The organism is Streptomyces sp. NPDC057939 (assembly GCF_042887545.1).
Lineage (GTDB): Bacteria > Actinomycetota > Actinomycetes > Streptomycetales > Streptomycetaceae > Streptomyces.
The window spans coordinates 259,359-279,392 of sequence record NZ_JBHVPG010000002.1; the positions used below are offsets into that span (position 1 = coordinate 259,359).

Genomic DNA, 20,034 nt, shown 5'->3' on the forward strand with positions numbered 1-20,034 from the left:
CCGGCCATCGGCCCACGGAGGTACGCCCGTACACCTCCTGCATCCGTGGGATGACGTCCGCGGTGAAACCGCGTGCACGCGGTTCGTCCAGACGGGGCCGGTTCCGGCGCGGCCGGGCGATCTTCCGATGGTCCGATGGTCGTTCGAGGCACTCTCTGAAAGGAGCGCGCCACCACCCATGCCCGTCTCTCGTTTGACGTCCGGATCACCCGAAGGGAGAAGCATGGTGCGTACGAGGTCCACCGCGTTGGCCACTGCCCTGCTGTCGACACTGTTGTGCGCCGCCGGCGGGCCGGCGAGCGCACGCGACGGAGTTCCACCGGACGGGCAGGCCCAGCACGACGCCGCCCTGCTCGGCATCGCGACGGCCGGTGGAGCGGCCGCGCAGGAGTTCAGAACGTCCGACGCCCGCCTGTCGCGGGTGAGTCTCTACCTGAGCAGCGGCGCCGCAACCGGTCGGGTGCGGATCGAGGTCCGCGGTGCTCGCGAGGACGGCGGGTCCACGATCGCCGCGCGCACGGTCGACGTGGCGAAGCTGGGCGGCGCCGGCGCCGGCTGGCTGGAGGTGCCCCTGGACGCCACCCTGACGCCGGGCACCCCCTACTACCTGTTCGCCCAGGCCACCACCCCGGACGGCAAGCCGGTCGTCTGGCACGGAACCCGCCGGGCGGAGGTCGGGGCGCCGATCAGTTGGCGGCACGACGGGGCGACGGACAGCTGGGAGCCCGTCGAGGAGCGGCTGGCGTTCCACGTGAACCCGACCGGTGAGGAGCGGTGCGGCGAGACGGAGACCTGTTACGTTCCCGCTTCGGACCGGATCGCGCGGACCTCGGGCCTGCTCTCCAACGGCACCGCCGTGGAGGCGGTCACTCCGGAGTTCGCCGTGGGCGCCGGATACGTGGAGGGCAGCAACGTCCTGCGGCTGCCGTCCGGGCGGTGGCGCTACCTGCCGGCGGGTGCCACGGCGTCCGTCGTCGTCGAGGCGGACGACGCGGGCGCGCTGGAGCAGATCGCCGAGTCCCGGGCCTGGTTGGCCTCGGGCCGGATCCCGGGTACCGCGGGAACGCGGCGGGCCGGTGCGGAGCGGGCCCTGTTGTCGATGCGGGCGCTGCTGCGGCCGAACGGTGCGTTCGCGGCGGCGTGGTCGCCGTTCTGGGACTTCTCGTGGCCGCGCGACTCCAGCTTCGCGGCGGCGGCGTTCGCGCACACCGGGTACGACGAGGAGGCGTACCGGATCCTGCGCCACAACGCGCAGACGCAGCGGTCGGACGGCACCTGGGAGGCCCGTACGCTGCTGGACGGTTCCGGGCCGCCGGACGACCGGCCGTGGCAGCTCGACGGGAACGGCTGGGTGCCGTGGGCCACCTGGCAGTGGTACCGGACGGCCCCGCAGGACGGTCGCGCCGCACGGTTGGAGGCCCTCTACCCGATGGTCCGCAAGGCGGCTGACCACTCGGCGGGCAGCCTCGACGCCGACGGCCTGCCCCCGGCCTCCCCCGACTACTGGGAGCTGGAGACCGACAGCACGAACATCGGGACGGCCGCGCCGCTGCTGGCGGGGCTGAACGCCGCCGCCGACCTGGCCCGCGGCCTCGGCCGGACCGAGGACGCCACCCGCTGGGCGGACGCGGCGAAGCGCCTGTCCGAGGGCATCGCCGCCCGGTTCGCGCCGCTCGGGTACCCGCGGACGGCCGACGGGCTCAATGGCCGGGACAGCGCCGTCGGGTTCATGGCCCCGCCGTTCAACAACGCTCCGGCGGACCTGCCCCGGGCCCTCGACGACACGTACGCGGCGCTGCTGCGGCCCAACGGGGGCGTGGTGCCCGGCGACGACCCGGACGCTCCCTGGGGCAACATCACCTGGACGGCGAGCACCTCCTTCTTCGCCCTCGCCTGGGCGGGTACCGGGCAGCGGGAGAAGGCCGACGCGGTGGTGGACTGGGTGCTCTCCAAGCGCAACGCGCTCGGCGAACTGCCCGAGACCGTCAGTGTCGACGGCCGCCCGAAGGCGGTCGTACCGCTCGGCTGGACCGACGCGATCGTCCTCCTCGCGCTCCTCGGCACGGACGGCACCCCGCTGCCGACGCCGCCCGCCGCCCGTCCCTGATCGGACGGCGCGCACCCCACCCCTTCACCCGTCCTTCGACAGTCATGCACCCGGATCCGGTGGCGCCGGCCCGCGCGGGACCCTTCCCGCGCGGTGCGGTCGCCGCCGGATCCGCTCGTTTGACACGACCCGACCCCGAGTCCATTATTCCACTACTCATCTAGTGGATTTACGGAAAGGGGGGACGCCGTGCGCCATACGACCGATTCCGACGCGGCCGACTACCCGTGGGCCGTCGAGGCACACGGGCTGGGCAAGAGGTACCGCCGGGGATGGGCCCTGCGGGAGTGCAGCTTCCGGATTCCCGCCGGCCGCATCGCCGCCCTGGTCGGACCCAACGGCGCCGGCAAGAGCACCCTGCTCGGCCTCGCGACCCGGCTCGTCGAGCCGACGGCCGGCGAGCTGAAGATCTTCGGCCTCCCCGTCGGCTCCCCCGGGACCAGGACCCGCTGGGCGTACCTCGGCCAGGACAAGCCGCTCTTCAAGCGGTTCACCGTGGCCCGGACCCTGCGCATGGGGCAGGAACTCAATCCCGGCTGGGACCGTGAGGTAGCGGAACGGATCGTGCGGGCCGGCAACGTTCCGATGGAGGCGCGGATCGCGGACCTCTCGGGCGGCCAGCACACCCGCGTGGCCCTCGCGCTCGCCTTCGGAAAGCGGCCCGAACTACTGCTCCTGGACGAGCCGATGGCCGATCTCGACCCGGTCGCCCGTGACGAGATCGGTTCGCTGCTCCTCGCCGAGGCCGCCGAGAACGGAACCACCGTCCTGCTCTCCTCGCACCTGCTGAGCGAGATCGAGGACATGTGCGACCACCTGCTGGTCCTCGCCGACGGGCGCGTGCGCATGGCGGGCGACACCGACGAGCTGGTCCCCATGCACACGGTGGTGACGGGCGTGACCGACGAGAGCGGCGCACTGCCCGCCGCCCTGGGCGCCCACACCCTCATCGAGGCCCGGACGTCCGGACGCCACTTCACCGCCCTGGTGCGTCGTCAGGGGTGGATCGGCGGCGAATGGCAGCCGTCCGAGCCGAGCCTGGAGGAAGTGCTGCTGGCCTACCTCCGCTCGCCGCAGGCTCCCGCCCTGCTGTCCCCCACCTCCGTCCCCGGCCACCGAGAGGACCACGCCGCATGAGCACGCTCGCCCAGGGCCCCGCGATCCGCAGCCACAAGCCGTCCGGTCCCCGCGCGCTGCGCGGACTGGCCTGGCTCATGGTCCACCAGCACCGCGCCGCGCTCCTGTTCTGCCTCGCGGTCACCCTCCTCGGGGCGGCCTGGATCGTCTACCAGCGCGGCGCGATGCTGGACTCCCTGCACGCCGCCGGCTGGCCCGGCAAGTCGGTCGACTCCCTCCCCGGGGACCTGACCAACCGGATAACCAACGACCTCAACTCCGCGGGGGCCACGCTGGGCTTCCTCCCGATCCTGCTCGGCGCCTTCCTCGGCGCACCGCTGATCGCCGCGGACCACGAGAACGGGACGGGACGGCTCGTCGCCACCCAGTCGGTTTCGCGGCTCCAGTGGCTGCTGGCCAAGGTGTCCTTCGCCCTGATCGTGGTGACCGTACCGGCTGCGGTACTGAGCCTGCTCTACGGCTGGTGGTGGAGGTCCCTCGGGGCCGTCGCCCCCAACGACTGGCTGACCGGCGCGCTGTTCGACACCACGGGTCCGGTCCTGGTGGCCACCACCCTGTGCACCACCGCGCTCGGCATGGCGGTCGGAACCGTGACGCGGCGGGCCACGCCCGCCACGGTCGCGACCTTCCTGATCGCGGCCATCGGCCTGACCGCGGGCTCCGCCTACCGGGACGAACTCGCCACGCCCCGGCGGCTCGCCTGGCCCCTGGAGGGCGCCCATCCGGCCGCGCTCAACGGCGGGGTCGAGGTCGACCAGTGGGTCGGCACCGCGTCGGGCAAGCTCTACGGGTGGTCCACCTGCGTCAGCGACCCGTCGACCGAGAAGTGCCGGAGCGACCTCGGCATCGTCAACACCGTCCGGGACTACTTCGGCCGCGATCAGATGGCGGGCATGCAATGGACCGCCACGGCGCTTCTGCTGGCGCTGACCGTGCTGTTCCTGGGGGTGTGCGTGGTGCGGACCCGCAAGGGCCGGCTGTAGACCGGCGAGCACCTAGGCTGAGCGAACACTACGAGGATCAAGGAGGCGGGCACCGTGGTCGTGTTCCGCATCGAACGACGCAGCGGCCTGCCCGCCTACCTCCAGATCGTCCACCAGGTGGAGCAGGCGCTCCACATGGGGGCGTTGGCCGAGGGCGACAAGCTGCCCACCGCGGCGCAGGTCGCCGCAACCACGAAGGTGAACCCGAACACCACCCTCAAGGCATACCGGGAACTGGAGCGCTCCGGACTCGTCGAAGTCCGGCAGGGATCCGGCACCTTCATCACGCGGACCCTGGCAACACCCCGAACCGCACCGGAGTCCCCCGTACGGGCCCGGTTGGGCGAGTGGATGCGCGAGGCGCGCGAGCAGGGCCTGACCGCGCAGGAGGTCACCAGCCTGTTCGACACGGTGCTGGGCGAGGAGTATCCGGCGGGCGCACCGAGACCCTCGCACACTCCCCCGGCCCCGGCCACTACCCAGGCCACTGCCCCGGCCGCACCCATCACCTGAGATTCATTGCAGGATCGTGAAGACGATCTTTCAAACCAAGCCAATCGCGGGATCCATGCCTACTGTTCGTAGGTACCTCGCTCGACGCGTTTCGTCTACCACTGGATCCCACGATGCTTGCTGAATCCCCGCGCCGCCGCACCCTCCTCGCCCTCGCGACGTCCGCCACCGCACTCGCGCTCCTCGTCACCGGCTGCGGAGCCGGTGACTCCGACGAACGGCGCATCCGGGTGGGCGTGGCGGGCGACTCCCCCGAGTGGGACGTCCTCGCCAAGGAGGCGAAGAAGGAGGGGCTCACGGTCGAGACCGTCGTCTTCGACGACTACTCGCTGCCCAACAAGGCCCTCGGCGCGGGTGACATCGAGCTCAACGCCTTCCAGCACCTGGTCTTCCTCGCGCAGTCGAACACCGAGAACAAGACCGACATCGCACCGATCGCCGCGACCACCGTCGTACCCCTCGGCCTCTACTCCGAGAAGCACAAGGCGCTCGCGGACCTCCCCGAACAGGCGGAGATAGCACTGCCCAACGACCCGGCGAACCAGGGCCGCGGCCTGCGGGTGTTGGAGCAGGCGAAGCTGATCGAGCTCAAGAAGGACGCCGGGCTGTTCGCCACCCCCGACGACATCACCGCAAACCCCAAGCGCATCAAGCTCACACCGGTCAACGCCCAGCAGACTCCCCGCACGCTCAAGGACACCGACGCCGCGATCATCAACGACGGGGTCGCCGAGCTCGCGGGCATCAAAGCCGGGACCGCCCTGTTCAAGGACGATCCGGCCGGCCCGCAGGCCGTTCCCTACCTGAACGTCATCGCCGCCCGCGCGAACGAGAAGGACGACGCGGACTACGCGAGGATCGTGAAGCTGTACGCGTCGAAGCCCGTTCAGGACGAGGTCCGCCGCACCAGCAACGGCACGGCCCACCACATCGAGCTGCCCGCCGTCGAGCTCAGGGCCGAGCTGGACCGCGTCGCGAAGCAGCTGGGACGGTGACCGCCGCCGTCGAACTGCGCGACGTCCACAAGGAGTTCCCGGGCGGCGCCCGCGCCGTCGACGGCGTGAGCCTGTCCGTCGCGGCGGGCACCGTCCACGGCGTCGTCGGCCACAGCGGCGCCGGCAAGTCGACCCTCCTGCGGCTGGTCAACGGCCTGGAGGAGCCGACGTCGGGCAGCGTCCTCGTCGACGGCCAGGACCTCGCGGCGCTCGGCGAGCGCGCGCTGCGTCCGATCCGCCGCGATATCGGCATGATCTTCCAGCAGTTCAACCTCTTCCGCTCGCGCACGGTCCTCGGCAACGTGCTCTACCCGCTGCGCCTCGCCGGAACGGATCGCGCCGCCGCCCGGGCGCGCGCCGAGGAGACGCTGGACTTCGTCGGCCTGTCCGGCTACGGCAAGCGCCATCCCGAGCAGTTGTCCGGCGGGCAGCGCCAACGCGTCGGCATCGCCCGCGCCCTGGCCAACCGTCCCAAGGTGCTGCTGTGCGACGAGGCCACCTCGGCCCTGGACCCGCAGACCACCCAGGAGGTACTGGCCCTGTTGCGCCGGGTCAACCGCGAGCTGGGCGTCACCATCGTCCTGATCACCCACGAGATGGAGGTCGTCCGTTCCCTGTGCGACCGGGTCTCCGTGATGGAGGACGGCCGGGTCGTGGAGAGCGGCGAGGTCTACGAGCTGTTCGCGCGGCCGCGCCACCGCACCACCGCCGCGTTCGTCCGCTCGGCGCTGCACGGCGAACCGGACGGCCCGCTCCTGGACCGGTTGCGCGCCCGCCACCCGGGGCGGCTGGTCACGGTGCCGGTGGTCGACGGGGCTCCGCTGTTGGAAGGCCTCTCACCGCTACTGCGCGCGCACGGCGTGGACTTCTCCCTCGTCCACGGTGGTGTCGGCGAGGTCCGCGGCAGACCCCTGGGCAGCGTGACCATCGCGCTGCGGGGTGAGGAGGCGGCCGTGGAGGCGGTGGCCGCCGGACTCGCGGCGGGCACGGCAGGCACGGCGGCCGGCGCGGGCCGGGAGGCGGGTGTCGCGTGAAGGCCGACTGGAGCACCTTCTGGCCCAAGGTCGTCGAGGCGACCGGCGAGACCGTCTACATGGTGCTGATCACACTGGCCCTGTCCACCGTCGGCGGCCTCGTCGTCGGGCTCTCGCTGTACGCCACCCGCAAGGGAGGTGTCCTGCCGAACCGGATCGTGCACGCGGTCCTGGGCACGTTCATCAACGTCATCCGCCCCGTCCCGTTCATCATCGCGATCGTGGCCCTGGCACCGGTGACCCGGGCGGTGGTCGGCACGATGATCGGAACCGATGCGGCGATCTTCCCGATGACGATCGTGGCGACGTTCGGGATAGCCCGGATCGTCGAGTCGAACCTGCTGTCCGTCGAACCCGGCGTCATCGAGGCGGCCCGCTCGATGGGGGCCGGCCCGCTGCGCATCCTGCTCACGGTCCTGGTGCCCGAGGCCCTCGGGCCGCTCGTGCTCGGGCTGACCTTCATGCTCGTCGCGCTCATCGACTTCTCCGCGGTGGCCGGGACGGTCGGCGGCGGCGGGGTCGGCAACCTGGCCATGACCTACGGCTACCTGCGGTTCGACACCTCGGTCATGGTGGTGACGGTGTTGGTCCTCATCGGGCTGGTGCAGTGCGCCCAGTTCCTCGGGAACCGGCTCGCACGCCGGATCCTCAGGCGCTGAGCGCGACCGCCCCCACCACCCGCGGTCCGCCCCCGGCAGGGCCCTGTCGTCGATCGACGACGGGGCCTACCAGCAGTCCATGCGCGATCCGTCGGTCGACGCCTCGGCGAAGAGGTGGATCCAGACCCGGGACGCGGAGCCGGCCGGCGCCGGGCCGGGGTCCACGCCGTAGAACTCACGGAGGTCGGCGGGTGTCTCGAAGGCGACGGTGACGCTCGGCCGGTCCGGGGACTCGTAGCAGGTGAGGGGGATCCGGCCCGCCACCGCCGCCCCGGCCCGCCTGGGCGGGTCCCAGCCGGCCGCCGGCAGTTCCCTCGCGTAGTACGCCCGCACGTCCTCGGCGCTCCCGTCGTACACGTACAGCCGGTCCGCGCTCAGCCAGGCGTCCCCGCTGTCGTCGGTGCAGGTGGCGCTGTCCGCCGAGCCGCCACCGACGGGCGTGGCCCCCGGTGGGTGCAGGTCCAGGGCCGACAGCTCGTCGAGGGCCGCCACCTCGGGACCGGTGCCCTCGCAGGTGGTGAAGGGCGAGAGGAAGGAGCATCCGCTCAGCGCGGCCCCGACGAGCACGGTCGCGAGCGACAGTCGCAGTCCCATCATGTTCATGGCGGAATTATGACCCCCGTCGACCGCGCGCCAACGGCCGCGGCGGGACCGGAACGCGGACACCTGTGGTGGTGACGGCCATGTCCAGGACCCCGACTGTGGCGGCGTCGCACATCGGCGGCACCGGGCACCCGTCCCTAACGTTCGGGTCATGACGAGCGGATTCGGTGGAACGGCGCCCGGGCCCCCCGCGGGCGGACCGAGCGGGCGTACGGCCCTGGTGACCGGCGGCGGCAGCGGCATCGGGCGCGCCTGCGTCGAAGCCCTGGCGGCCGCGGGGGCCTTCGTCCACGTCGTGGACGTCGACGCGCGGGCCGCCGCCGAGGTGGCCCGGCAGGTGGACGGGCGGGCCCACGCGGTGGACCTGGCAGATCCCGCCGCGGTCGCGTCCCTGCCCGCGGATCTCGACATCCTGGTGAACAACGCCGGACTGCAACACGTCGCGGCCATCGAGGACTTCCCTCCGGAGCTGTTCGACCGACTCCAGAAGGTGATGGTCACCGCCCCGTTCCTGTTGCTGCGCCGCACCCTGCCGCACATGTACCGGCGCGGCTGGGGCCGGGTCGTCAACATCTCCAGCGTGCACGGCCTGCGGGCGAGCCCCTTCAAGTCCGGTTACGTCACCGCCAAGCACGCCCTGGAGGGCCTCAGCAAGGTCACCGCCCTGGAGGGCGCTCCGCACGGTGTGACGAGCAACTGCGTGAACCCCGGCTACGTGCGCACGCCGCTCGTCGAACGACAGATCGCCGCCCAGGCGGAGGCCCACGGGATCCCGCCGGAGCAGGTCGTCGGCGAGGTGCTGCTCCGCGGCTCGGCCATCAAGCGGCTGATCGAACCGGAGGAGGTCGCGGCCGTCGCCGTGTGGCTCTGCGGCCCGCACACCGGCCACGTCACGGGCGCCTCCCTGCCCCTGGACGGCGGTTGGACCGCGGCCTGACGCACGCCCTGCCGGCCGTGGGCGATCCCCCGAACTCCCCCACCCCTCACGGCCCTTAGGTTAGGCTTGCCTAATCATTGGGGGTACGGAATGGTGGACGACCCGGCACATCAGGCCCGACAGGACGAGTGGGCCGACCGAATACTGGCGTGGATCACCTCGCAGGAGCAGATCGACCGGGCCCTGCGCGAAGTCCTGCGCCGCACGCCCAGCCAGCGCGAGGAAACCGTCGCGCACATGGCGGAGGCCGTACGGGGCGCGGCCCAGGGACTGACCATCCCCGGGTGCGCCGCGGCGGCGGGCATACCCGAACACATGCTGCGCGATTGGCTGGACCTCGACACGAGCTTCGCGGAGGCGATCCGCTCCGCGCAGGCCCTGGCGGCGGCGCACGGCCTCGGACCGGGCGCGTCGCCGACGCCTGCGGCCCTCCGGTTGGTGCTGAACGCGATCCGCAAGGGGGCGACCTGGCCGGTGGCGGCGGGTCTGGTGGGGATCTCGGTCCGCCGCTTCAACCGCCTGCGCGCCGAGGCCCCGCCCGTGGCGGCCCTGATCGCCGCGGCGCAACGGGCGCGGTCGCCTCGCGGGAACGGCTCGGGTCCGCGCCGTGGCCCCGCGCGGAGCAGGGGCCGCCGTACGGGATACCGGTTGGTGCTCCTCGACGACCCCCTCCTGTCCTCCGGCCGCCCACCCCTCGGGGGAGCCGCGCCCGCGCCGAACGGCGCCCGGCGCGAGCGCGGTTCGGCCGGGCACGCCGACGGCGCGACGGCACCGGACTGATCCGGTCAGGTCGGGCCGGTGGCGGCAGGGCGGTGCATGGACGTCACCCGCAGCGGGCCGACGGGCAGGTGCCGCAGCACCGTGAAGCCGAAGTGCCGGTACAGGCCGACGTTGGCCGGGTCCGCCGTGGTGAGGAAGATCCCCGCCGTTCCCGGGGTCCCGGCGAGGACGTGGTCCAGGAGCAGCCGTCCCCAGCCTCGCCCGGCGGCCGCCGGGATCACCCCGATGAACTCCAACGTCCATGCCTCCGCAGGGACTTCGGTCTCGGCGGCCTCCAGGTAGCGCAGCGTCCGCCGCAGCGCGTCGGGGCCGCCGCGCAGCAGCGTGCGGGTGGCCCAGCCGGCCCGGGCGCCGACCCCCGGCGTCGCCCCGGGCGGGGTGAGTACCGCGGCGGCGACGGGCCGGCCGTCCGGCGTGACCAGGATGTGGCGGCGGGCTCCGGGGAGGGTGGACTGGGTGCGCAGGGTGGCCGCGAACCAGTGCGCCCGGACGGAGTCGGAGGTACCGCAGATCCAGGAGGTCGCGGGCTCGCGGGCGAAGGCGTCGGCCAGCACTGCGGCGCAGCGGTCCACGGGCGGGCGGTCGTCGATCACGGGAGCGGGCTCAGGCATCGCGGCGCCGTTGCAGCGGGGCCTCGGGCACGAGGTGGCAGACGAGCAGCTTCAGGAAGAAGAGGGGGGCGAACCAGGCCAGCACGGCGGGCACCGTCGACCAGAAGAGGTTGACGAGGACGGCGACCATGAACACGGCCATCGCCATCGGGCGTTTGACCTCCACGGGGGTGAACTCCACGGCGGCGGCGCCGGTGAGCAGCAGGGCGGCGTTGGTGAGGGTCCAGGCCCAGTCGCCGGACAGCACGACCAGCCCCACGGCGGCCAGGTGCAGCAGGTGGGCACCGACGAAGAGGAGGCGGGCGCGCCTGGTCCCGTCCCCCTGCCGGTGGTACCAGCGTTTGGCGGCATTGGTGGAGTTGGTGAGCACGCCCCCGATGAGGTCGAGGCCGGCCAGCGCCACGACGGCCCACTGCACGCCGGACCAGTCGGCGTGGCCGCCGGTGGCCCACACGCCGGCGGCCAGTACGGCTGCGCACACGATGCCGCCCGCGGCTTCCACGGCCGATTCGGCGCGCGTCCTGCCCGGCCCCATGAACCGTTCCAGCGCGCCGGCGCGGCCGGGCGGGGTGGGGGGTATCTCCCAGTCGACGCCCAGGTCAGTGCGCACGGCCGGTCACCTCGTCCCCGGGCGTGCTCCACAGTCCGCGCAGCAGGCCGCGCAGTTGCCGCTCCCCGTCGCCGGTGTCCGGTGCCCCGCTCCGCAGGGCGGCCAGCGCCCAGGCGTCGACGGCCTGGAAGACGGCGGCGGTCGCGGACACCAGCAGGTCGCGGTCGATGTCGGTCCGGACGACGCCGAGCCGCTGCCCGTCGCCGACGACGGCGTCGAACCAGCGCGGCCACTCACCGTCCGGGGTCCGTGCCACGACCGCGCCGGCGAGTGCCAGGTCGTCGGCGTTCGCGTGGAGGTGGGACACCAGCGCCCGGGAACCCGCCGCCAGCCCGGCCCAGAAGCCCTCGGGGTCCTCGGCGGGCACCCAGGGGCCCAGGGCGTCGAGCAGTCGCTCGCGCACTCCGTCGAGGACGGCCGCCAGCAGGTCCTCACGGCCGTCGAAGTACTGGTAGGCGGCGGTCTTCGAGACGCCCGTCGCTTCGATGATCCTGTTGTAGGAGGCGGCTTCGGGTCCGTGTTCGGCGAAGTGCCCTCGGGCGACGGCCAGGATGTGCTCCTGGCGTTCGGCCGGCAGTCGGTGGAAACGCGGCAGTGGCATGAACCCATAGTACGCACCAATGGGGTGTACCACCAGTACACCCCGCGACGGGCAGCGATCGCTCGCGGTCGACCCGGACCGGGGCGCCCGATGCCGAAGCCCTATCGGGCGGCTGGAGACCTCTGGGCAAATTGGTCCAGACCAACTACGTTGGGGCGTCGTCAGGTTCGCCGTTTCCCCGAGGGTGGATGATGATCACGCGTCGTTCCGTTCTGCTGCTCGCCGGCTCGGCCGCCGGTGGCGCGCTGCTGCCCGCCACCGCCGCCCAGGCGGCCGCCGCGCTTCCGCTGCCCGCCCCCACCGCACCCCGGCCCGTCGGCACCCGCACCCTCCACCTCGTCGACACCGCGCGCGAGGACCCGTTCGCCCCGGACCGCCGCCCGCGCGAACTGATGGTGCAGCTCTGGTACCCCGCCCTCGGCAGGGCGGGACGCCCCCGCGCCCCGTACACCACCGCCGCGGTCGCCGCCGACCTGGAGTCCGGGCTCCCCCTCACGGCCGGGACCCTGGCCGCCGTCCGCCCCCACGCCCGGGACGCGGCCCCGGCGGCGCACGGTCCGCTGCCGCTCCTGCTGCTCGGCCACGGACGCGCGGGAGGCCGGGCCAACTGCACCGCACTGGCCGAGGACCTGGCCTCGCACGGCTACCTCGTCGCCTCCGTCGACCACACCTTCGACGCCGCGGTCGTCGAGTTCCCCGGCGGCCGGATCGTACGGGGCGTCCTGCCCGAGGAGCCCGCCGACTGGGACGCCCAGGAACGCCTGGAGGTCCGGGCCCGGGTCGACGACCTGCGTTTCCTGGCCGGCGAACTCCCGCGACCTCGGGGCGGCGCGGCCGGTTGGGAGTGGCCGCGGGCCGACCCCGCGCGGATCGGGGTCCTCGGCCACTCCATGGGCGGGGCGGCCGCCGCCGAGGCACTGCGCGTGGACCGCCGCTTCCGGGCCGGACTCGGCCTGGACGGCGCCCTCTTCGGCTCGCCGGTGGCCGAACAGGGCCTGGACCGGCCCTACATGCTCCTCACCGCGTTGGAGGACCACGACACCTGGCGGCGGTGGCGCGACCACCGGCGCGGCTGGGCCCGCCAGGTGCGGATCGCCGGCGCCGGACACCTGACCTTCACCGACCTGCCGCACTTCGCGGCGGCGGGCGGCCTGCCGGGGGCCTGGCCGGCCGACCTGTACTCGGAACTCCTCGGCACCCTCGCACCGGCCAGGTCCGCCCGGCTGGTCCGCGCCTACACGCGGGCCTTCTTCGACCGCTTCCTGCGGAACCTGCCCTCCCCGCTGCTGGACGGGCCCTCACCACGGTTCCCGGAGGCGGAGTTCCGCTGGAGCCACCCGGGGGCGGTCGGCCGCTGACCCCCGTCAGGAATACCGCGTCACCAGTCCCCGCCTGCGGAAGGAGCGCATCATGCGGCTCAGCGCGAACAGGCTGAGCAGCACCAGGACGAGCGTCCCGGCGGTGGCCGTACCCAGCTCCCGCCAGGGCATCGCCCCTCCCCCGGTCAGCGCCCGCCCGGCGGCGAACACGTGCGTGGTGGGCAGGATCTCGGCGAGCGGTCGCAGCGCGGCCGGCAGCGTGGAGACGGGGTAGAAGACCCCCGACAGCGGCATCACCACGGACAGGGCGCCCCAGACGAGGGCCTCGGCCCCGCTGCCGTAGCGCAGCACCAGGCCGACCACCAGCAGGGCCACCGACCAACCGCAGGCCAACAGCAGGGCCGCCACCGGGATCAACCCGAAGCCCAGCGCCGTGACGTCGAAGGCGTAGGCGGCGAAGGCCAGTCCGGCGACCGCGATCGTACTGACGGCGGTGCGCAGCAGGGCGAAGAGGCCGACGCCGGCGAGGTACTCCCATTCCCTCATGGGGGTGGCGAGGAGGCCCAGGAGGTTGCGGGACCAGGTCTCCTCCAGAAATCCGGTGGCGAGCGAGATCTGCGTCTGGTGGACCAGGTGCCACAGGACCGTTCCGCTGAGCAGGTACACGGCGACGGCGGTCGCGGCTCCCGGGTCGGTGCCCGCCGCCTGGGCGGCGAACAGGCCGATGGACCCGTAGAGCAGGGTGTCGACGAGCGGCCAGACCAGCACGTCGAAGAAGCGGTGCGGGCTGCGCTTGAGCACCAGCCAGTGTCGGCGGGCGACGGCCCGCACCCGGTGCGCCGACGCGGCGGCCGGGGAGCGCAGGGCCGGAGGGGCGGTGCCCGGTGCGGGGTCGTCCGGTGCCGGGTCGTCCGGTGCCGCGGGGGGACGGAGCGGGGTCTTCATCGGGCGGTGGCCCTTTCGCGGTCGCGTTCTTCGGCCAGGTGCAGGAAGACGCCCTCCAGGTCGGCCCGGCCGAAGCGGTGCGCCACCTCGGCGGGCGTTCCGTCGGCGGCGATCCGGCCGCCGTGCAGGAACATCACCCGCTCGCAGAGCCGTTCCACCTCCACCATGTCGTGGCTGGTGACCAGCAGCGCGGTGCCCTGTTCCGCCGAGAGGGCGAGCAGCGCCGTGCGGACGCGCAGCGCGATGTCGGGGTCGAGGGAGGCCGTCGGTTCGTCCAGGATCATCAGCCGCGGCTCGTGGAGGGCGGCCTTGGCGATGCCGACCAGGGTGCGCTGCCCGCTGGACAGTTCGGTGCCGATGGCGACGCCCAGGTGTTCGATGCCGAACCGGGTCAGGACCCGGTCCACGGCGGCGCCGGGGGCGCGCAGCCCGTACAGGTCGGCGTACAGCCGCAGGTACTCGCGCACCCTGACCCGGTCGGGCAGGGGCAGGTAGCCGGCGACGAAGCCGACGCCCTGCATGGCCCTGGCCCGGTTGCCGTGGAGGTTCCTGCCGAGGATCTCGACCCGGCCCGCGTCCGGCTCGACGGCTCCGAGGCACATCAGGAGCGTCGTGGTCTTGCCCGCGCCGTTCGGCCCGAGCAGGCCGAGGCGTTCGCCCGCGCGGACGGTGAAGCCGACGCCGTCGACGGCCCGGCCGCGCCGGTACTCCTTGACCAGGCCGGTGGCCGCCATCACGACGGGGCGCCGGTCCTCGACGGAGCCGTCCGGCGGGAGGGCGGGCGCGGTGGCGCGGTCCGGGGTCAGCACGGCGGGTCCAGGGGCGTCAGTTCCCAGATCACTTCGGCCCTCAGGGGGCCCGTGCGGGCGAGGAAGGTGCCGTGGTCGGGGACGAGCGCGGTGAGCTGGGAGGCGTAGCACAGCACGGCCTCGTGTTTGGCCTGCCACTGCTCGTCGCTCAGCCGCAGTTCGTGGCGGACGGTGGTGCGGTGGCTCCGCAGGAGTTCCTGGTACGCGAGCCCGCACATCGGGCTCCGGGCCAGTGCGGTGCTCGCCTCGTCGGTGCCCCATTCGGGCAGGTGTCCGGTGTAGGGGAGGTCGGCGTAGACCCACGGGGCGGGTGCGTCGAGGGCGGCGAGGACCTTCGTGGCGCGCAGCCGCACGCTCTCGTGGTCGGGTTGGTTGCTGCCGAGCGGGGCGAGGACGAGGGTGCCGGGGGCGAGGCCCTCCAGGAAGGCGTCGAGGAGGTACGGTTCGCCGCCGTCGCCGTACGGACCGTCGGGGTGGTCGAGGACGACCTGTTCGACCCCGAGCCGGGCCAGGGCCCGGGCGTCCTCGGCGCGGCGGGTCCGGTGGGCCTGCGCGGCGGAGGCGAAGCCGCAGGTGCCGTCCCACCACGAGGTCGGGGCTCCGGGCGCCGGGGCGCCGCCGAACACGGTGACGACGGCGACGGGCCCCGGCAGTGCGGGCAGCAGCCCGGCGAGCGACAGGACGGCGTCGTCGAAGTGCGGGGAGAGGACGACGGTGCGCCACGGGGGCGGTGCGGGAGCGGGCATGGGTTCCTCCGGATCAGGTGCGGGTGGCGGGGCGGGAGGCGGGACCGGATCGCGGGCGGGCGGGACCGGGCCCCGCCGCCGGGGGGGCGAGCGCGGCGAAGGCGGCGTCCCACTGGGCGTCGTCGCCCTCCCAGCGGCCGGGCAGGGCGGCGACGGTGCCCCACCGGACGCCGGGCGGCAGGTCTGCCGTATCGCCGGGAGGCGTGCGTCGCAGCCACAGCAGGGAGAAGCGGTGGCCGGGGTGGCGTTCGCGGAGCAGCGCGTGCAGGCGGGCCAGGTCGGCGGCCTCCAACTCGTCGAAGGCGTCGTGGTGGACGTACAGGACGTGGGCGCGCGATGCGGTGAGGTCACGCCAACGGGCCGCGAGGTGCTCGAACTTGGCCCGTACGGCGGCGAACTGGCCGGCGATGTCCTCGGCCGTCAGCGGTCCGCCGGCCGTGGCGTGGAAGTCGTGGAAGAAGCGGATCCGTGAGCCCCTGTCGAGTGCGCAGGTGCCGTTGCCGAAGGGTTCGGTCAGGCCGGGGCGCAGGACTTCTCGGAAGTCGGTCGCGAGGGTGTCGAGCACGGACGTGAAGTCGAGGTCGAGCCAGTCGAAGAAGTGGGCCCGGTCGTCGCCGGTGATCCGCCGGATCTGGTGGGTCGATTCGCAGTGGTAGCCGAGGCCGACGCAGACGTCGTACACCTGGTCCTCCGGGGTGGCAGGGGATGGGCGGTCCGGGGGGCGTGGGGTCGGGGGCGGTCCCCTCCGGGTGGTCGGGGGCGGGTGGTCAGGTGCGCAACGGGCCGGTGCGGGTGCGGCCGGTGAGGAGTTCGGCGGCCGCGACCGCGTTGACCAGGCCGGCGCCCCGGGTGAGGATCTGCGGGCCGCCCGGTTGCGGGGTGCGCGGTCCGAGGCCCATGTCGACGGTGACCAGGTCCGGCCTGCGGGCGCGCAGCGCGCGCAGCGTGGTGTCCTGCCAGGGGTCGAGGGCCGCGTCGCGCACGACGACGGCGACGGGGCCGGTGTCGGGCAGTGCGATCTCCCGCGGGTCGGCGCCCGGTTCCACGTCGGTGGCCGAAGCCAGCGCGTCGAGCAGTTTCAGCGCTGGCGCCAGGCCCCAGGGGGCGGTGCCGACCGCCATGTTGCCGCCGGTGAGGAGCCGTACGGTGTGGACCGCCCGCACCGGCTCCTCGGGGGCGGCCGGCAGGCCGGTGGCGACGAGGGCGCGCCGGGCCGCGACGAGCCCGATGCCGGAACCGCCCGCGGCGCCGTCGGCGGCCGCGCCGGCCGGGTGCGGGCCGGCCGGTGGCGCCGCCCAGGCGCGGAGCGCGGTGACCCGGGCGGCAGCTTCCTCCAGGCGTTCGACGGTGAGGTCCCCCGTGCGCAGGGCGTCCTCCACCGCCCGGTGGACCTCGGGCAGGATCTGCTCGCCGTCGGTGGCGCCGAGCAGGACGAGGTCCACGCCCGCGGCCCAGGCGAGGACGGCCGCGCCGCCGAATCCCCAGTGGTCGCGCACGGGGGCCATCTCCAGGGCGTCGCTGATCACCACGCCGTCGTAGCCGAGTTCCTCGCGCAGCAGCCCGGTCACGATGCGGCGGCTCAGGGTGGCCGGCAGGTCGCACAGGTGCGGGAGCCGGATGTGGCCGGTCATGACGGCCTTGGCGCCGGCGGCGATGCCTCCGGTGAACGGGGGCAGGTCCAGGGCGCGCAGGGCGTCGAGGCCGCGGTGGATGTCGGGCAGCGCCGAGTGCGAGTCGGTCCCTGTGTCCCCGTGCCCGGGGAAGTGCTTCAGGGTGGCGGCCACTCCGCGTTCCTGGAGGCCCTGTACGAAGGCCCGGGTGTGGCGGGCCACCGGTCCCGGTCGGGAGCCGAAGGAACGCACCCCGATGATCGGGTTGGTGGCGCGGGAGTTGACGTCGGCGCAGGGGCCCAGGCAGAGGTTGATCCCGGCCTCGCGGAGGTCGGAGCCGATCGCCAGGGCGACCTGTCGGGTGAGTTCGGGGTCGTCGACGGTGCCGAGGGCGTGGTTGCCGGGGTAGACGCTGCCGCGGTGGTAGTCGAGCCGGGTGACGTCGCCCCCTTCCTCGTCCAGGGCGATCAGTGCGTCGGGCCGTACCGCGCGGATCGGGTCGACGATGTCCTCGCGCAGCGAGCGCCCGGTGGACCGGAGGTTGGTGCCGAACAGGCCGACCCCGGCGAGCCCCTGGTCCAGGGCGCGCAGGATCCAATCGGGCGGTACCCGCCCGTCGTAGGCGGGCAGCAGGCAGGCGTTGACCAGGTTCGTGGCAGTGCTCACGGGCGTTCAACCTTCGGGAACGGGACGGAGGAGGAGGGACGGGGCCCGGGGCGGTGGCGGCGGCCGAGCCGACGGGCCGGGTCGGCCTCTGCGGCTGCGGGAGAGGCCCGGCCACGGGCGTACGGGGCGCTCCCCGCGGGGCGGCCGACCGGGCCGGGTCGGGCCGACGGCTTGGACGGGGCTCGGCGGGTGCGGCGGGGTTCGGCGGAGTTCGGCGGGTGCGGCGCGGACGGCGCGGGCACGGGCGCGGCGGCTTCGGCGCGGCGGGGCCTGCGGGGTGCCGGCGGGCGAATCGGCTGGCACGGGTGGAACGGGTGGCGCGTTTCGACCGGGGTGCTACGGCGGAACTGCCGCCCGGGCACCGGCGGCAAGAACCGTCGGCGAGGGGTGGGATCGGTCAGCGGGTGGTGCGGCGGTGCAGCAGGACGCCCGTGCTCCCGCGCTTGCTCAGGTAGGCGCGACCGCCGCAGACGGCTTCCAGCGCGGGGTGTACGAGGACCTCCTCCTCGACGGCGTCCCAGTGCGCGGCGGTCGCCAACCAGGGTGCGAGCCGGGTGGCGAGCGCCTCGGGCTCCAGGGCGACGAAGACCCGGTCGGTCGGCAGGGTGTCGAGCAGGTCGAGGTCCTGGCCGTAGTAGAGCATCTCGATCAGGAGGTACGCGGTTCCGGGCAACCGGGGCCTGGCGGCGAGCTCTTCGAGGCCGTCGGGGTGCACTCGGGCCGAGCCGCCGACGCGGGCGGCCAGGCGGTCGCGGAACAGCGTGTTGGGCTCGGTGGCCTCCACCGCGAACCCCTTGGCGCCGAGCCGTGCGGTGAGCGCGCCCTCGCAGGCACCGACCTCGATCAGCGGTCCGTCCGCCGGGGCCAGCCGGCCGGCGATCCAGGTGGTCGTCGCGTCCAGCCGCTCCTCCTCGTAGGGGGAGCTCTCGAACTCCCACGGGTCCGCCACGGAGGCGGCCCCGTCGTCGAGGCTGGACAGCAGGGCGAACAGCCGGTCGCGTTCGCCCGGTTGGGCCTCGAAGAACCGCTCGGTGGCGGGGACGCGGGCGGTGTACAGCATCTGTTCCGGCGAGGCGGACCGCAGGAGGTGGCCGCAGTGCCGGTTGACGAAGTCGAGTTTGGCGCCGACCTGCGAACCGTCGAGGGGACGGTCCAGGTCGCTGATGAACTGCAGGAACGGCGAGTAGCCGACGGCGTGCCGCACGGGCATGCCCTCCCCCGCTCGGGCCGCGTCGCGGCCGAGCACGCCGCGGCCGCGGCGGTTGTCGGCGGGCGAGTGGGTCCACAGCCGGGCCGGTCGGCCGGCGGCTGCCCGGTGGACGAGGGCGGCGAGCGGCTCCGGGCCGGGCGAGGCGGCCGTGTCGTCGACCGGGCGCACGTGGCGGGCCAGTACGGCGAGCCGTTCGCGCAGTTCCGTGCCCGGGGGCAGCACCAGGTGGCCGCGGTTGTCGCCGCACAGCACGTGGACCTCGGTGCGTCGGGGGTCGGCGAGGACGGAGAGGAAGTCGAGAACCGCGTCCTCGGCTCTGAGTACGGCCACGATGTCGATCACGGACGGGTCCTCCATCAGAGGTTTCGGCGGCGTGCGGAACGGGCCCGCAGCCTGCCGGAGCGAGTTCTGTTAAGAACCCTAACCATCACGTCACCAGGTGGTCCAGACCAATTTCACGCCGATCGGAGCCCTACCGGCATCCCCTCGACAACGCCTCGGGGCGCGCCGGAACCCCGCTCCGGGGACGCCTCCGCCCCCTCGCTCCCGACGACCCCGCACATCTGCCCCGCAGGGTCGGCTCAGCCGGTACGGGCGTGGGACCACGGGGATTTCCGCCCCTGCGGCATCGACGACGGCGCCCCGCGCGGCACGGGCCCGACCGGATCGCGGGCGCCGGGCGAACGGCGCGGCGACCGCCGGCGACGTGGGCGGGCGAGGCCCCGCGACCCCCTGGCCGAACCGTACGAATTCAGCCAAACCCCGCGCACGGGTCGACGCGGTGACCACGGACGGTCGCGGACGGGTCAGCCCTTGCGGACCACGCCGGACTTCAGCTGCATGGGGCCGAACCCCTCGACCTTGCAATCGATGTCGTGGCCGTCCACACCGTCGACGAGACGGATGTTGCGCACCTTGGTACCGGCCTTGATGCCGGTCGGACTGCCCTTCACCTTGAGCCCCTTGACGACGGTCACCGTGTCGCCGTCCGCGAGGACGTTCCCGACGGAGTCCTTGACCACCCGCTCCGCCGGCTCGTCGCCGACCGCGGCGGGCGACCACTCGTGCGCGCACTCGGGGCACACCAGCAGCGCGCCCAGCTCGTAGGTGTGGGCGCTGGAGCACTCGGGACAGGGGGGCAACGTCTCATCGGTCATCG

21 protein-coding genes are annotated in these 20,034 nt (G+C 73.8%); 10 read left to right on the forward strand and 11 right to left on the reverse strand.

Annotation, left to right across the window (positions count from 1 at the left end; translation table 11 throughout):
- Positions 1-223: 223 nt before the first annotated feature.
- The 7 genes from ACFVS6_RS03460 (at position 224) to ACFVS6_RS03490 (ending at position 7,428) form a co-directional block, all read left to right on the forward strand.
- On the forward strand, positions 224-2,107 hold the full coding sequence (locus tag ACFVS6_RS03460) for a hypothetical protein (RefSeq protein ID WP_389700268.1): 1,884 nt from the start codon (positions 224-226) through the stop codon (positions 2,105-2,107).
- Positions 2,108-2,296: 189 nt separating this feature from the next.
- Entirely contained in the window at positions 2,297-3,244 is a 948-nt protein-coding gene (locus ACFVS6_RS03465) for an ABC transporter ATP-binding protein (protein ID WP_389700269.1), read from the forward strand.
- Positions 3,241-4,227, forward strand: coding sequence for an ABC transporter permease (locus ACFVS6_RS03470; RefSeq protein ID WP_389700270.1), 987 nt, complete (start codon positions 3,241-3,243; stop codon positions 4,225-4,227). Before ACFVS6_RS03465 ends, ACFVS6_RS03470 begins: the two co-directional genes overlap by 4 nt.
- Before the next feature lie 54 nt (positions 4,228-4,281).
- Positions 4,282-4,740 carry a GntR family transcriptional regulator gene (locus tag ACFVS6_RS03475; RefSeq protein ID WP_389700271.1) on the forward strand — a complete coding sequence of 153 codons (459 nt, stop codon included), beginning with the start codon at positions 4,282-4,284 and terminating at the stop codon, positions 4,738-4,740.
- A gap of 113 nt (positions 4,741-4,853) precedes the next feature.
- Positions 4,854-5,735, forward strand: a complete 882-nt coding sequence (locus ACFVS6_RS03480; protein WP_389700272.1) for a MetQ/NlpA family ABC transporter substrate-binding protein — start codon at positions 4,854-4,856, stop codon at positions 5,733-5,735.
- A complete protein-coding gene (locus ACFVS6_RS03485; protein ID WP_389700273.1) occupies positions 5,732-6,769 on the forward strand; it encodes a methionine ABC transporter ATP-binding protein in 1,038 nt (345 codons plus the stop codon). Before ACFVS6_RS03480 ends, ACFVS6_RS03485 begins: the two co-directional genes overlap by 4 nt.
- Entirely contained in the window at positions 6,766-7,428 is a 663-nt protein-coding gene (locus tag ACFVS6_RS03490) for a methionine ABC transporter permease (RefSeq protein ID WP_389700274.1), read from the forward strand. Before ACFVS6_RS03485 ends, ACFVS6_RS03490 begins: the two co-directional genes overlap by 4 nt.
- 66 nt (positions 7,429-7,494) lie before the next feature.
- On the opposite strand, the gene ACFVS6_RS03495 is transcribed toward ACFVS6_RS03490, so the two are convergent.
- Positions 7,495-8,031, reverse strand: coding sequence for a hypothetical protein (locus ACFVS6_RS03495; RefSeq protein WP_389700275.1), 537 nt, complete (start codon positions 8,029-8,031; stop codon positions 7,495-7,497).
- Positions 8,032-8,182: 151 nt separating this feature from the next.
- On the opposite strand from ACFVS6_RS03495, the gene ACFVS6_RS03500 reads away from it, so the two are divergent.
- Positions 8,183-8,968: a 3-hydroxybutyrate dehydrogenase gene (locus ACFVS6_RS03500; RefSeq protein ID WP_389700276.1), complete on the forward strand. Its 786-nt coding sequence runs from the start codon at positions 8,183-8,185 to the stop codon at positions 8,966-8,968.
- A gap of 90 nt (positions 8,969-9,058) precedes the next feature.
- Complete coding sequence (locus ACFVS6_RS03505) at positions 9,059-9,748, forward strand: hypothetical protein (RefSeq protein ID WP_389700277.1); 690 nt, start codon at positions 9,059-9,061, stop codon at positions 9,746-9,748.
- A gap of 5 nt (positions 9,749-9,753) precedes the next feature.
- Here ACFVS6_RS03505 and ACFVS6_RS03510 read toward each other — a convergent pair whose 3' ends face one another.
- The 3 genes from ACFVS6_RS03510 to ACFVS6_RS03520 are packed head-to-tail and all read right to left on the reverse strand — an operon-like array spanning position 9,754 to position 11,570.
- Positions 9,754-10,359, reverse strand: a complete 606-nt coding sequence (locus tag ACFVS6_RS03510; RefSeq protein ID WP_389700278.1) for a GNAT family N-acetyltransferase — start codon at positions 10,357-10,359, stop codon at positions 9,754-9,756.
- A complete protein-coding gene (locus tag ACFVS6_RS03515) occupies positions 10,352-10,969 on the reverse strand; it encodes a hypothetical protein (protein ID WP_389700279.1) in 618 nt (205 codons plus the stop codon). The genes ACFVS6_RS03510 and ACFVS6_RS03515 overlap by 8 nt, the downstream gene beginning before the upstream one ends.
- Positions 10,959-11,570, reverse strand: coding sequence for a TetR/AcrR family transcriptional regulator (locus tag ACFVS6_RS03520; RefSeq protein ID WP_389700280.1), 612 nt, complete (start codon positions 11,568-11,570; stop codon positions 10,959-10,961). Before ACFVS6_RS03520 ends, ACFVS6_RS03515 begins: the two co-directional genes overlap by 11 nt.
- Before the next feature lie 191 nt (positions 11,571-11,761).
- Here ACFVS6_RS03520 and ACFVS6_RS03525 point away from each other — a divergent pair, with 191 nt between their 5' ends.
- Entirely contained in the window at positions 11,762-12,928 is a 1,167-nt protein-coding gene (locus ACFVS6_RS03525) for an alpha/beta hydrolase (protein ID WP_389700281.1), read from the forward strand.
- Between the two features lie 6 nt (positions 12,929-12,934).
- Here ACFVS6_RS03525 and ACFVS6_RS03530 read toward each other — a convergent pair whose 3' ends face one another.
- From ACFVS6_RS03530 to ACFVS6_RS03560, 7 genes are all read right to left on the reverse strand, one after another.
- Positions 12,935-13,834, reverse strand: a complete 900-nt coding sequence (locus ACFVS6_RS03530) for an ABC transporter permease (protein WP_389700282.1) — start codon at positions 13,832-13,834, stop codon at positions 12,935-12,937.
- Complete coding sequence (locus tag ACFVS6_RS03535; protein ID WP_389700283.1) at positions 13,831-14,643, reverse strand: ABC transporter ATP-binding protein; 813 nt, start codon at positions 14,641-14,643, stop codon at positions 13,831-13,833. The genes ACFVS6_RS03530 and ACFVS6_RS03535 overlap by 4 nt, the downstream gene beginning before the upstream one ends.
- The gene (locus ACFVS6_RS03540) at positions 14,637-15,389 is read right to left on the reverse strand and encodes a PIG-L deacetylase family protein (protein ID WP_389700284.1); all 753 of its coding nucleotides are present in this window, start codon (positions 15,387-15,389) and stop codon (positions 14,637-14,639) included. Before ACFVS6_RS03540 ends, ACFVS6_RS03535 begins: the two co-directional genes overlap by 7 nt.
- A 13-nt stretch (positions 15,390-15,402) precedes the next feature.
- On the reverse strand, positions 15,403-16,071 hold the full coding sequence (locus ACFVS6_RS03545) for a papain-like cysteine peptidase (protein WP_389700285.1): 669 nt from the start codon (positions 16,069-16,071) through the stop codon (positions 15,403-15,405).
- 85 nt (positions 16,072-16,156) lie between these two features.
- A complete protein-coding gene (locus ACFVS6_RS03550; RefSeq protein ID WP_389700286.1) occupies positions 16,157-17,665 on the reverse strand; it encodes a glycoside hydrolase family 3 protein in 1,509 nt (502 codons plus the stop codon).
- A gap of 397 nt (positions 17,666-18,062) precedes the next feature.
- Positions 18,063-19,217, reverse strand: a complete 1,155-nt coding sequence (locus tag ACFVS6_RS03555; RefSeq protein ID WP_389700287.1) for a hypothetical protein — start codon at positions 19,215-19,217, stop codon at positions 18,063-18,065.
- A 464-nt stretch (positions 19,218-19,681) separates the two neighbouring features.
- The gene (locus ACFVS6_RS03560; protein WP_389700288.1) at positions 19,682-20,032 is read right to left on the reverse strand and encodes a zinc ribbon domain-containing protein YjdM; all 351 of its coding nucleotides are present in this window, start codon (positions 20,030-20,032) and stop codon (positions 19,682-19,684) included.
- Positions 20,033-20,034 lie beyond the last annotated feature (2 nt).

Bases quoted from the DNA above. Each gene is read 5' to 3' on its own strand.
- ACFVS6_RS03460 (WP_389700268.1), top strand. From the start codon at position 224: ATGGTGCGTACGAGGTCCACCGCGTTGGCCACTGCCCTGCTGTCGACA.
- ACFVS6_RS03470 (WP_389700270.1), top strand. From the start codon at position 3,241: ATGAGCACGCTCGCCCAGGGCCCCGCGATCCGCAGCCACAAGCCGTCC.
- ACFVS6_RS03480 (WP_389700272.1), top strand. From the start codon at position 4,854: ATGCTTGCTGAATCCCCGCGCCGCCGCACCCTCCTCGCCCTCGCGACG.
- ACFVS6_RS03495 (WP_389700275.1), bottom strand. From the start codon at position 8,031: ATGAACATGATGGGACTGCGACTGTCGCTCGCGACCGTGCTCGTCGGG.
- ACFVS6_RS03500 (WP_389700276.1), top strand. From the start codon at position 8,183: ATGACGAGCGGATTCGGTGGAACGGCGCCCGGGCCCCCCGCGGGCGGA.
- ACFVS6_RS03505 (WP_389700277.1), top strand. From the start codon at position 9,059: ATGGTGGACGACCCGGCACATCAGGCCCGACAGGACGAGTGGGCCGAC.
- ACFVS6_RS03510 (WP_389700278.1), bottom strand. From the start codon at position 10,359: ATGCCTGAGCCCGCTCCCGTGATCGACGACCGCCCGCCCGTGGACCGC.
- ACFVS6_RS03520 (WP_389700280.1), bottom strand. From the start codon at position 11,570: ATGCCACTGCCGCGTTTCCACCGACTGCCGGCCGAACGCCAGGAGCAC.
- ACFVS6_RS03525 (WP_389700281.1), top strand. From the start codon at position 11,762: ATGATCACGCGTCGTTCCGTTCTGCTGCTCGCCGGCTCGGCCGCCGGT.
- ACFVS6_RS03530 (WP_389700282.1), bottom strand. From the start codon at position 13,834: ATGAAGACCCCGCTCCGTCCCCCCGCGGCACCGGACGACCCGGCACCG.
- ACFVS6_RS03540 (WP_389700284.1), bottom strand. From the start codon at position 15,389: ATGCCCGCTCCCGCACCGCCCCCGTGGCGCACCGTCGTCCTCTCCCCG.
- ACFVS6_RS03560 (WP_389700288.1), bottom strand. From the start codon at position 20,032: ATGACCGATGAGACGTTGCCCCCCTGTCCCGAGTGCTCCAGCGCCCAC.